This is a genomic window from Enterococcus sp. DIV0712 (genome assembly GCF_050554855.1).
GTDB classification, from domain to species: Bacteria; Bacillota; Bacilli; order Lactobacillales; family Enterococcaceae; genus Enterococcus; species Enterococcus faecalis.
Window position 1 is genome coordinate 1,534,505 of the sequence record NZ_CP187333.1, and the last position, 13,165, is coordinate 1,547,669.

A 13,165-nucleotide genomic window follows, 5' to 3' on the forward strand; every position below is an offset into this window, starting at 1 on the left:
ATGCCACTCCTTATCCATTTTTATTTAATTGGGGAATTTTTTTCATTCATTGACCAGAACAGATTCACTTGGTTGATTTACTTGAATATCCTCTTTAGCTCCGATTCCAGCAGAGTTAAAGGCTGCTGACACCACTGAAGCTGCTTCATCGCCATATTGAACTTTTGCAGCAGCAAGCATCGCATCACGAGCATCACTGAATTGTGCTTTAGGTGTTAAGTAATTTACTAATGAGCTGTAGAAAATAGTCTGTGCTTTTTCAATGCCTAAGTTCTGGATAATGGTGTAACCAATCCGATTAATAATTCCACTGTTATAATGAACACCGCCTTGATCATAATAAGGCGTTCCTTTATACCGTGCTCGATCGTCGTATTGAGCCATGGTTTCTGGTTGTCCGTGTTTACTTGGCGTTTGTAAATTTCTAATACCTGTTTTTCGGTCAACACTCTGAGTATCCGCACCAATTTCTGGATTAGATGCACCCGAAATAATATAACCCATCAAATCAGAATAAGATTCATTCAACGCACCTGATTGTCCTAAATATTCTAAACCGGCAGTATGTTCCGTCACACCATGTGTCATTTCATGACCAACTACATCTAAAGAGGAAGCATACGTTTTTCCTGTTGGTGTACTTGTTTCACCATAACGCATTGCTTTTCCATCCCAAAAAGCATTGTCATAAGCATCTGGATGTTGTTCATCAACAACTGACAAGATGGGCATCCCTCGATCATCAATACTGTGTCGTTGGAAATGATCTTCATAATATGTTTTCACAAATTTTCCATGCGTATAGGCATCAACAGCATTCTGATTTAATGCTACTAGTGATGGTGCTTGAATAATAGAATAATTATTTTTGCCATCAACTACTGCATGGTAAACCCCTGTGTTATCCGTTCCGTGTAAAGCAATTCCCGTATTGCTTTTTTCAACTGGTACATTAAACGTTACTTGAAAAGAGTTTTTTAACGTTACTTCACTACCGACATGTTCCGTTAAATCTTGTTTTTCCATAATTGTTCCATCTGTAGCATTTACTTTATAAACCAATGATACGGGGTCACCAGTTGGCGAAGAAGTTACTCTGACTTTATAAAATAATTGCCCTTCATTATTTACACGTTTGTCAATAGCTAAAAAGACAAGATCTTTAGTTTCTGGATTATCAGAAGCAATAATTTTTTTAACTCCTTCTTCACCGATTGCATCAACCGATTGAATTTTCACAACTTGATCAACTGGATTTCCTGTAACACTTGTTACTGCACCGTTTTTATCTAAATGAATAATCACATTATCTGAATCAACAGTAACGCCTTCCGTTTGCTTTTCTAACTTAAGATGCTTCATCCCCCACGCATCTTCTTTTCGATCTACAACCGTATATTGTTCAGCAGCTGCCTCAGAAATTGCCTCCTTTTCCAACTTCGATAAAACTGTTGAAACTTCACTTTCTGAATAAACTTGTTCTTCTGCGGCTACAAAAAGTGAAGAAAATAGACATGAGCTTCCAACAAAGATGCCTGTACCTAAAATGTATAAAATTTTATTTCCCTTCATCAAACAATTAACTCCTTCCCCAGTTTCCTTTTATTTCTTTTCCCAACAAAAGTATTACTTTATCCTCCCTAATCTTTCCCGTTAAACGACCGCCCCTTTCCCTGCGTAAATATTTGTTGCTATTTTCATTATAGACAACTACCTAACCGGCACTATCTAAATTCCTTAATCAGCCGACATTTTTCCCTGTATTGCCCCTCATAACTCAATACCATAGCAAAAAAGTTGTTAACAAATTCATTCGTTAACAACTTTTTTACTATTATGATTTTTTTCAATAATTAAATGTTGAGTAACCGATCCTTCATTGAAGGACGTTTGCAAATCAAATTGATCTGAAAAATCAACAATTTCTTTTACATATAACAATCCCCAACCGTGCTCTTCTGGGTTACTTTTAGAACTAAATTTGGTTTTCTTCATAACCTTAAAATCAAATTCGGCTTGGACACTATTTGTTATCACAAACTCTTGTGTTTCATTTTTATTGAAAATTGAGATAGCGAACATTTTCAATTCTGATTTTGCACTGTTTTCAATCGCGTTATCTAATAGAATAGCCAACAAACGAATCACAACCACTAAGTCGATTGATGTATCAAGAATAAATACTTCTGGCACATCAACAATCACTTTTAGTTTTGCTTGCTTTGCGGTATTAATTTTCATACTTATGAGTGCCTTAAGTTCCATATTTTTCAAACGATTTAACTTCATAAGTTCAAATTCTTCATTATCAATAATTTTTTTGGTTGGTGCAATCGTTTCTTCATAAATTCTTTTGATTTCCAGAATATCTTCGTATGAAATAGCAATTTGTAAACTATACAATAAATTTTTATAATCATGACGAAACATCGCTAGCTCTTCGTTAATGGATTCTATTTTTTCAGTATAAATCGTTAAATTATTCAATAATTGAGTGTTGATACGTTGTTCTTCCAAATAAGCTTCAATGACTAAGCCAATCAGAATTAAAAATAAACCTACACTTATTAATAACTCCAATTTAGAACTATTTACCGTGACAAATCCTCGCATAAAGTCAGGTGAAATCTCTGGCGAAATCAAAAACACAAAAAGTAACAACAGAATCAACAATAAAAGTAAACAACCAAAAAAAATTCGGCTATTTTCTAACACACGATTTAATCTTAAAAAAACACTATTGGGAATTTTTAAAGCAATCCAGATATTTATAAGCAACAGAATAACATTTGAGGCAATCCATAATAATTTATTTTGATAAATCTGTTGAAAAAAAACACTTAAAATCGTTTGCTCCGTGTAATTGATAAACGAAACCATAAGCAATGTAAAAACAGACAAAAATATCGCTTTAAAAATTGAGAACCTCTTTTTGTGAATGAGTAAAAATCCTGTAAAAATAACGACTGTCAGCGCATAAATCAACCAAGAGCAACCCAACATTAATGCCGCAAACGAACAAAGATTAATGACAATAAGCAATGAAAGTAACGGTATTTTACATTCAATCTTGATCAATGTTACTCGTAAAAAGACAAAAACGATAAAGCTAGATACAAGCAAAACGTTAGTAGCTAATAACGACAAAATCATTTTTCAATATTCTTTTTAGGTTTTTCAGTTTGTCCCATCCATTGTCCAAATATATTGGGCGAATTTTGATTTAATCTAGGCTTAGTTCCCACACCATCACTAACTTTTGCAACTCTTTTTTCAATAACATTTTTAATTATTTTTTTACCAAATTTCATAAAAACACTTCCTTCAATTAAATTTTTTGTTACAGGGAGTATCATCAGACCTTGGATGACGAGACCGTAGAGTATTACTGAAGCAATCTTTTCTTTGACAAACAGACTACATAAAATAAGTAAACACACCCTTATAAGGCTTTGCTTTTTGAGCACGTTTAAATCAGATGGCTGAACAGGTTCGATTGCTGTTCCTTGTGGCGCATACCAATAAAATAATACGACTAAGAGGCAAATCAATAAAATTTTATAAATAAACGGTAAGCTCACAGAAGAATTTTTCAATACAAATGGTATGGCAACATAGATAACAATACTTTCTAGACGACAGAGCCATTTAGTTTTTGCATGCCAGCCACCTGCGACAGGCCGTAAAAAAATCAGTACGACGTATACAATAAAGGTTTCGCTTAACGTCCCAAATAAAACTGATAAAATCAGAATCATCAGAAAATTAAATAAGCCAGAAAAATAAACGGTTAGATAATACTTTGTCCATTGTGTTTTTCCTGATTGATCTTCCTGATCCATATCCATAATATTTTTTAGAATCCAATCGATTAGCATATCGCCCTCCTCTTCAAGTATTGCACTAAATTATAACGAATATAGCGACTAATAGATAGATAATTCCTTAATTAGTCATTATCCCTCCCTAAGTAAGAAATAGTGCCTTGACCTGAGTATAATATCTTCTTGAGACTGGTACTTCCGTTCCGTCTCTCATAGTTAAAAGATGCGTTTTATAATTTAATTTTGACGCATATTTTTTATTGATGATGATTGATTGATGGACTCTAATCAAATCTGGATGCAGTTGTTCAATTTTTGATAACGTTCCATAAAATTCTCTTTTAAAATTTTTACCAACCATTGACACACGATGATCGTATTCCGTTTGAAAGAAATAAATATCATTAATATCCATTTTTATAGAAGACGCTTTTAAGTTAATGATAATATATTCACTTTTTGTCTTTATATTTTCTTTTTGTTGAATATATGCATCGACACATGTTTCGACCTCTTTTTGGAAATCTAGAAAATCCACGTTCTTTTGAATAAATTGAAGAGCTGAAACCATATATTTGTAGGAAGTTAAAACTAATTCTGTGTGAGTAGAAATAAATACAATCAGACTTTCACTGTCTGTTTTTCTGATTTCTTTAGCAACCTCAAATCCTGCCTGGATATGATTGTTCATTTGAATATCTAGGAAAAAGATATTTAGTTGGGCGTCCTGGTGTGCCACTTGTAATAATTCATCTGAACGTGAAAATAAATGGATTGTTTCATTATAAATATTTCTTGAATGTAGGATATTTGTTACCAATGCTTCTAACGCTTTTGCTTGAATAATTTGGTCTTCTAATATATAAATAGCCATTTGTTCACTCATCCCTTTCTCAAGAAGATATAAAATTACACAACAAAAGACAAATGATTATAATGTTCAATCAATTTATACACCAATAAAAGAGATAAAAAATTGATTGTCTGTTAGTATATTCACATAAATTTAGTATAGCGATTTCAGTAGTTTCCTGCAAACAAAAACATAAAATAACAAAGCATCAAGAAAGAGTACTTTGGACTATTCATCTTTTTCTAACGAATCATGAGGACTATTGTCTCTTCGTTGATGAAAAACAAAGAATCAACCACCAAACTGTTCTTGTCATTTTATACATGACAAAATCAATTCATTGGTCGATTCTGGTTATTTTAATTTGTTAGTTCACACATGGATCATTGTGCTAATTTTTTACTTAAACATCCACACTTCTTCCTGTTGAATGAGTCGATTAAGCGCCAATGTAGGTCACGCCACTACTATAAGCAATTACATTAGGTAAGACACGATACGAAATCGTTTGATCATTGATGACATTGCTTTCAGAAATAATGATTCCATCAGAAGTGACCGCTTCAACAAAAGCAACATGTCCATATTGATTATCTGCGCCAGCAACTCCTGGTTGGAAACTAATCGCACGACCAGCTTTAGGCAATGAACTAACTTGATAGCCTAATGCACGTCCTTTTCTTCCCCAGTCACTGCCATTTCCCATAAATTCATCCACAGAAGTGCCTAACTGTTTGAAACGATTATAGACATACCACGTACACTGGCCCACGGGATAGCTACCACTTCGATTATAATTGATCCCATCATAGACTGGAAAATGCATTTGTTGCTGTTCCGCTTCCGACAGCTTATTTTTAGATTGGATAATCAAACCGTCCACTGTTTTTGGTAAATCAAATTGCGTTAAGTTATAAACCGCAATTAACGAATTTAATTTATTATCGTATTGCTTGTCTGTTGCATATTTACCTGTTAAAAAACGCGTTGCTTGAAGGTAGTTTTTGGCTTCCGAACGCCACGCTGGTTTATAAAAATCTTGATTTCCGTCAATCCCTTGTCGGAGTAATTGAACATAATCTTGCAGTGAGTCATTATAGCCACCGTAATCGCGAAACCCAGCGGAAATTGTATAAAGTTGGCCCCTCTGATCAGCCTCTTTTGTTGAAAAGCTAACACTATTTCCTTGGAACGAACCTTTCACGCCAAAGAGATTATAATAAGGTTCTTTGGCTAGTTGACTTTCGCCAGAGCCACTTTCTAAAATAGCCTGAGCTATCATCACTGATGCAAAAACATCGTATTTTTCGCCAAGTTCTCTGGCTGTCTCACCAATTTTTTTAATAAACGCTGTGGTTTGTTCTGACTTCTGCATTTCAAATGACGCACCATATGTTGCTAAAACTTCTTTGCCATACTCCGTTAATATGAACTCCTTAAAAGGATTAGTCACTACCAAGCGTTTTTCCTCTTTTGAGTCTGGTTGTTGTTTGGCAGTATAGATATTCTCTAACTGAGCGATTACTTCTGGTTTCTCTTTAGAATCCGCTTCCGCTGCGGCAATTAAATATTTTCCTTGGCCAAGATAAACACCATTTTGAAGCGTTTTTCCTTCAGCTGTTTGCCAAAAAATCAGATCACCAGGTTCTGCCTCCTCTATAGAACGAACTTTACCAAATGTCATTTGTTCTTGCGGTGTACTGCCAATGTCTATTTTAAATAATTGTTGGTAAATTTTTTGGGCAAGGAAACTACTGGTCAATGCTTGCTCCGTCAAATTAAATTCTTTTTTTGTTTTCCCAATGTGTCTTAATGCTTCAGCCACCACGACTGCCCGTTTCTTTTCGCCAAAAGACGACAACAGTGGCAGTTCGTAGCCTTTTAAATTTGAAGAAGCTATTTCATCTACTTTGAGGGACGGATTTAACGATACAGCCTGATTTTCTTCAACAACGTTATTGGTGGCTTCAGGAACTTGAATAGGTTCTTCAGGTTCTTGCTTGGTCACAGGAACTTGTGGTGGTTGAACTTGTGGTGGTTGCGATTGTTCAATAGGCTGCGTGATTTCTGATGATACCGTTGGCTCTGTAGGTTCTTTTTTTGTTTCAGAACTAGTATTTGTGGTTGTCGTTTCTGTCGTTGAATGACTCGTTGATTCGGTAGTCGTATCGGTAGAACTATTTGATTCAGATGACGAACTACTAGTGGACGTTGTCGATGTAGCAACAGTTGTTTCAGTTGTTTCGGTTGTTTCGGTTGTTTCAATTACTTTTTCTTCCGAAGTAATTGTCGTTTCCGAGGACAGAGCTGTTTGTAGCGAGCTACTTGGTAATTCTGCAGCCAACGTAACAACTGGAGCGACTTCCAAACTCAGAAGAACGAGAATACTTGTTAAAACAAGTAGTTGATTCTTGATTTTCTTTCTTTTCATTCGTAAAAATCCTCTCCTATTACTTACTTGCGCATTTGCACACTGTTTTTGTACAAATGCGCCTTGTAAGTTAATGATACGCTAATTTTGGTCTTTTTTATTTTTGAAGAATAATTTTCCTAAACCAATACTTACTATCAATAGAAAACCACTGATTGACCAGATTGGCGAAACAACTTCATTTGCTTTTGGCAAAGTACCAGAAGTGGTGGTTTTTGTTGTCGTTCCACCTGCTGCTGTGCCCTTTCCTGGACTGGTTACGCTACCAGTCCCGCTAACCGTGCCATGATTTCTATTGTTGCCTGTAGAGTTGCTACTGATTGGCTCTTCTGCCATTGCTTCAATGGCTTGTGCTAAAATACTTAAACATTTGTCCACAGCTTCTTGCGTCGCACTTGGGTCCTCAACAAGTGCTTTTGCTTGTTTAATTGCTTCAGCTAAAGCTTCTTGCGATGCTTTTGTAAATTGTTTTCCTGCTTTAGGTTTCAAGGTTTCTGCTTTTTGAAGCAGTTCTCTCAACTTTGTTTTATCCGCTTGAAGGACTTGTTCCTCTAAACTATCCAAAGCAGTTTTTACATTTTTTTCAGCAGTATCAATTTGTTCTTGCCGAGCATTTTTATCAGCTAAAATCCCTTCCGCTTGGTCAATTGCTTCAGTTAAGCGCGCTTTAGACTCGCTGGTAAATTCTTTTCCGGCAGATGGTTTGATTGCTTTTGCTTTGGCTATCATTGCCTCTAAGGCTTTTTTATCTGTAACTAACGCTTCTTCTTGTAACCCATCGATGGCACTAGTTAATTCAGCAACCGCTTCATCAATCATTTTTTGATTAGCTGCTGGGTTTTCCAATGTGTTTTTAGCTGCTAAAAGCGCTTTTTGTAAATCTTGTAACGAGGAGGCAGTAAATTGGTGCCCTTCACTTGGAGTGACTTGCTGCGCTCGTTTGACTACTTCTTGTAATTGGTCTTTATTTACAAGGGGTACTTCTTTTAATTGAGCCATTGCAGTTTCCAATGCGTTTAGAGCCTCAGAGACTTCTTCTTTTGTCGCCGTTTCTTTCGCTACGATTGCTTCAGCCGCTTGAATTGCTTCTTGCAATTGTTTTTCTGTTTCTTTTGTAAATTGGTATCCTTCTTCCGGCTTTCTTCCTCGAGCTTGAGCGATTTTCTCTTTTAAGGTTTCCTTATCAACGGCGACGGGTTGTTCTTTTAATTGTGCAATTGCTTCACGCAATGTTTTAGTCGCTTGGTCTATTTCTTCTTGGGTAACTTTTTCTTGAGCAAATACTTTTTGAGCTGCTGCTAATGAGTCTTCGAGAACTTTTTTAGTTTCTTCGGTGAATTCTTGCCCATCACTTGGTTTCTTCGCCAGCCCCTCTTGAATTGCTTTTTCTAAATCAGCTTTATTCGCTACATCAGGCATTTTTTCCAACTGACTTGCAGCCTTTTCTAGGTTTTCCACAGCAGCAGAAACGTCTGTCTGTGTGGCTTGTTCATTGGCTAGAACAGCTACTGCCTCATCTAAGACTGGTTTAAAAATTGCCCAAGTTTCAGGCGTATATTCTTTTTCGACACGTGCTTGATTTAGCGTAATTAGCGCTTGTAATAACTCTTTATCTACTAGCTCTGTGGGCTTCACTGTTACAGAAAAATCTGAAAGTGTGGCTTGTTGGAATCCTTGGCCTACTAATAAGCCTTGACTCATATCAAATTGTAATGGCTGCTCAACAGTTGTCGCACGTTTTACGCGAGTTGTTTCTTTTACTTTAACTTTAAAGGTAACTAAGTCCATTGAACCATTTAACAATTGTTTATTTCCTTGATTACTAAGAACTAAATACAGATTCTCCACATCATTTGAATGTTTCCGATATTTAGAATAATTTTCCATTTGTTTTGTATTATTCGTGGTTGCAGGCTGACCGACAAGTTCAAATTTGCTAGAATCAAAGGACATTTTTGTGCTTAACGCATTAATGTTTTTTAAGTCTTGACCTTTAAGTGTAAAGGTTAATGTATCGCCAGGAAGATAGGTATCCTTGCCATTTTCATTAACCACAGCAAGGGATAAACCGCCCGCAATTTCTTCGACATCAGGTATCTCAATCCCACCATCTAATTGTCGTAAAACATAACTGATATCATAAGCATCAATTACCCCATTTTTATTTAAATCGCCTTTTTCAACATAGCCATTAAAGTCACTGTCCACAGATTCTAAGCCTGTATAGTTTCGATAACTCATTGCATCATTTTCATCAATCGTTCCATCATTAGTAATGTCTCCATGTAAGATTCCTTCTGTTCCTGGTTGTTTGTAAAAGAGCATCTCACGACCAGAGCCAAAATTACCCACCGATTTTAATACCTTCATTTCAACAAAACGATACGCTTGCTCCTTCGTTTCAATGGTTTTTGTCAAAGCATCTTGCTTCCAGTTAATAGGTTCTGAAAACTCTGTCCAATTAGCTCCATCTTTCGACGTCCGATACTGGAGTTGCAAAATATTTCCGTTGCCGGCATTGTCTCTTGGCAAGTATTCAATTTTATCCATTTGATACTCCGCACCAAGATCAAATTTTAAAGACAAGAAATTTCCATCACTTGGATTAGCGATGCCGGTTGACCAGTTCGTATGCCAACCTGTACTCAAATCTTTATCTGTTAATTTCTTCAATTCTGCGCCTGGTTGTTCTGGTAAATTACTTGTTGCTTTGACTTGATTAATTGTTTCTTTATAGGGATCATCTTGTGTTTTTCCTTTAATCGGTTCACTCCATTCAGAGACCCCGTTTTTTCCAACAGCTCGAACTCGAAAAGTATGTTCGCTTAGGAAGGAAAATCCATCAAATGTTGCTGTATTCGTTTGAATATTTCCGAAAACAGTTCCGTCACGCTCTACTTCATAGCTTGTTGCCTCAGTTACTTGATCCCATTGAAGAGTCAAAGAAGATGGCGTTGTTTTTTCTTCATTGATTGCGACATTTGCCGGAATAGTTAACTGGTCATCGACCGTTGTATTTCCTCCGTCAACCGTTCCTTTATTAATGAAACCTTTGACAGTTATTTGAACATCTTTGGCGGTCACAGATTGTTTCGCTAGTTTTACTGATAACGCTGATTGGTTCAGTTTTTCTCCTGAAGCTTCAGAAAGATACTGATTCACTTGGAATTCTTTATCAAAATAATATAGATTTGTGCCAGCTAAAAATTCTTCTTTATTAGCTGCTTGTTTCAAGGTTACTTCTGTTCCCCCCACCATTGCTGTTACGCTTTCGGGCGCTTCTGAAGCTAACAAATCAAGCGTGGTGCTTCGTTCATCAACAAAGCCTTTATAACTTCCTTTTGTCGGTTCGATAGTAACGGTCAGATCCCCTTTTTCGTTTGATTTAGGGCCTTGACTATTTATTTTAGTCGTAGCTGATTGCCCAGCTTCATAACTAGTTGAAATTCCGTCATCTTCATACATATTAAAAGAAGTGGTGCCATTTGGATAAATCAAGAAAGATCGTTGATCTCGTTGGATTTCCTTTGGATTGTTGTTTGGATTCGTCATTGGGATAATACTGCCATCTTTGACGAAAACGGGCACCTTCCACAGCGGTGTTTTTACTCCATTTAAGACACGGCCACCTTGATATTTTTCGCCTGTAAATAAGTCAACCCAGACTTGTTTTTCATCTGGTAAGTAGATTCCATCACGGATTGAATTTCCTGCCTCATCTTGATTGCCATTATAAATTGGGGCAACGAGTAAATTGGGTCCCCACATATATTGGTATTGAGAATCTTTTGTATATGCTGTTCCTTCATTAGGAAATTCTAAAGCCATGGCCCGTACCATTGGTAGTCCATCAACTGATTCCTTGGCAATACTGTAGTTATAAGGCATCATCATTGATTTTAATTTTAGATACGCTCGGTTCAAATCTGTGGCTTCTTGATCAAAAGCAAATGGCGTTTTTGGATTGGAGCCCCAGCCGTCCATATTTAGCTGCACTGGTGTAAAAGTTTTCCATTGGAAATCACGTATGTTGACCTCTTTATTTTTTCCACCAAAAATTCCATCCATATCTGAACCGACATTTGGTTGTCCAGACAACGAAGTCCCGATATATGTTGGGATATGGAAGCGAATATATTCCCATTGACCACCCGTTTGATCGCCTGTCCAAATACCAGCGTGCCGTTGGGTTCCGGCCCAACCATCTAATGAAACAATCATCGGACGAACTGCGCCGTCTGTTTCTTTTACAAAAACATTCGCGGCATCTTCTACACCATTTAAGCCAAAGGAATACCCATACCCGACCCACGCCACGTCAGTTTTGAGAGCTTTAACACCAGCGACACTAACTTCTTTCGCAATATCCCGTTCTCCTTTTTTAGGATTTTTAGGATCCGCTGGATGGAGATTAGATTGAGTCCACAGCCCCACTTCAACACCATTGGCTTGAGCATACTCTGTAAATCCTTTTAAGTTTTGTACATCGCCGTCCAATGAATCTGTTTGGCCATAGCCAGCACCGTAGCCGTCATTTGGCAAGAACCACCCTAACGGCATATCGTTTTTCTTATATCGATCAATAACTGCGCGTGCAGAAAATTGATAATTCTCTTTTTCTCCATTTAAAGATTCTAGCGTGCCATTTAAGTTTCCTAGATCGCCTGGTTGGTATTCTTTGTAAAAATTACCATCTTCAAACTTAACTGCTCCCGCGGTTCCTTCTGCTACTTTCACCCAATAGTCCCGATTATACGCGTTTAAATGTGCTTCATAGAACCCGTATTCTGGCATCAAAGCTGGTTTCCCGGTTAATTCATAGTAATCTTTTAAAATACCTGCTGAGGAATCATTAAAGAAATAAAAAGCATCAAAATCTGTTCCTTCGTGCGTTGTTGTGGTTGTTTGTGGATCATGACTTCCAAAATCATAGTTGCCAGGTTTCCATGTATTTCGAACAACGCCATACCCTGCAGTTGACCAATAAAATGGGTTAGGCGATGCTACTCCGCCATCTACCCAATTGTTCGTATTGACAATCTGGATAGCTGTTCCTTTATGCGTAAATCGACCATTTTGAGTTCCTCCGCCAAAATAATTTTCTTGACTACTTTGTTTTAACGTTTGTGTAGCTTTATCATTTTTAAAGGATAGCGGAGCGGTTTCTTCTAAAATAACTTGATTCTTTTTCTTGTCTAGAATCTTCATTAAAGCGCTTTCTTTTTCGAATATAATTTTTAAACCATTATTTTCTAGAATAAATTGGTTTCCTGAATCTGTGACGTTCGTTTGCTCAAAGGCTTGTGTGCCATAGTCGGCCATTGTTTTAGCCGTAATTTTCGCAACATGCTTTGGATCATTTGGCGTTGGATATTCTTCAAATTTACCAGTTGGATCTAGATGATAGCGAAAAAGATGGTCGTTTAAAATACTAATTTGTGCTTTTTTTCCAGAAGCATACGTAATGACAAAGTTTTTCTCCGCTTTTTCAATCGACACAATTGCTCCGACTGACGTTGCTGAATCAGCTACGTCTTCTTTTGCTGTTTGCTCTTGCGCATCAACCACTTGAGAATCCATCGTAACAAACGAATGGAACGCCAATACAGACGAACTCACTAATAAAAATGTCAACCAGTGCTTTTTACCGTAAATTTTTTTACCCTGATACTCTTTGTTCATTTTTTCCTCCTTAAAATTGCTCCCCATAGAATAGTTCCGACACAATTACTCACAAAATCCAAAACCCAACAAAGTTTTATCCAGATGAAAAGTCATAACGATTTTCTTAGTTTACTGAGACTGTAAGCAAGTCAGTTTCAGTAACCCCTTCATAAACACATCCTTTCAATAAAATATTAAATGAAAACAATCCATTTTCATCTTATATAAAAATTTTAGTACAGAATCACAATTTCCTAATGAATGCGTTTTCATTTGTTGACTACCAATTTTTCACTTTTTTAATAACATAATTATCGTATGATGGTTTTTTTGTGTTTGTCAACGGTTAATTATAGCAGCCACCATTAACAAGTATTAACCCTTGATAAACCT

General features: G+C 36.6%; 6 protein-coding genes. All 6 read right to left on the minus strand.

The genetic code is table 11. The annotated features are described in order from the left end of the window. Positions 1–42: 42 nt before the first annotated feature. Positions 43–1,575: a M4 family metallopeptidase coccolysin gene (gene gelE / locus IGL42_RS07395; RefSeq protein ID WP_104680765.1), complete on the minus strand. Its 1,533-nt coding sequence runs from the start codon at positions 1,573–1,575 to the stop codon at positions 43–45. Between the two features lie 234 nt (positions 1,576–1,809). Further along, positions 1,810–3,153 carry a sensor histidine kinase FsrC gene (gene fsrC / locus IGL42_RS07400; protein ID WP_010710273.1) on the minus strand — a complete coding sequence of 448 codons (1,344 nt, stop codon included), beginning with the start codon at positions 3,151–3,153 and terminating at the stop codon, positions 1,810–1,812. Beyond that, entirely contained in the window at positions 3,150–3,878 is a 729-nt protein-coding gene (locus IGL42_RS07405; RefSeq protein ID WP_002377181.1) for an accessory gene regulator AgrB, read from the minus strand. Before IGL42_RS07405 ends, fsrC begins: the two co-directional genes overlap by 4 nt. Positions 3,879–3,966: 88 nt before the next feature. Next, on the minus strand, positions 3,967–4,698 hold the full coding sequence (gene fsrA, locus IGL42_RS07410) for a response regulator FsrA (protein WP_073340375.1): 732 nt from the start codon (positions 4,696–4,698) through the stop codon (positions 3,967–3,969). Between the two features lie 418 nt (positions 4,699–5,116). Beyond that, the gene (locus IGL42_RS07415; RefSeq protein WP_010710272.1) at positions 5,117–7,108 is read right to left on the minus strand and encodes an amidase domain-containing protein; all 1,992 of its coding nucleotides are present in this window, start codon (positions 7,106–7,108) and stop codon (positions 5,117–5,119) included. A gap of 81 nt (positions 7,109–7,189) precedes the next feature. After that, the gene (locus tag IGL42_RS07420; RefSeq protein ID WP_185776370.1) at positions 7,190–12,817 is read right to left on the minus strand and encodes a TIM-barrel domain-containing protein; all 5,628 of its coding nucleotides are present in this window, start codon (positions 12,815–12,817) and stop codon (positions 7,190–7,192) included. Between the last annotated feature and the right edge of the window lie 348 nt (positions 12,818–13,165).

What these genes read in the sequence shown, in the direction of transcription:
- IGL42_RS07405 (WP_002377181.1), bottom strand. Translation starts at nt 3,878, where the DNA reads ATGCTAATCGATTGGATTCTAAAAAATATTATGGATATGGATCAGGAA.
- IGL42_RS07415 (WP_010710272.1), bottom strand. Translation starts at nt 7,108, where the DNA reads ATGAAAAGAAAGAAAATCAAGAATCAACTACTTGTTTTAACAAGTATT.
- IGL42_RS07420 (WP_185776370.1), bottom strand. Translation starts at nt 12,817, where the DNA reads ATGGGGAGCAATTTTAAGGAGGAAAAAATGAACAAAGAGTATCAGGGT.
- fsrC (WP_010710273.1), bottom strand. Translation starts at nt 3,153, where the DNA reads ATGATTTTGTCGTTATTAGCTACTAACGTTTTGCTTGTATCTAGCTTT.
- fsrA (WP_073340375.1), bottom strand. Translation starts at nt 4,698, where the DNA reads ATGGCTATTTATATATTAGAAGACCAAATTATTCAAGCAAAAGCGTTA.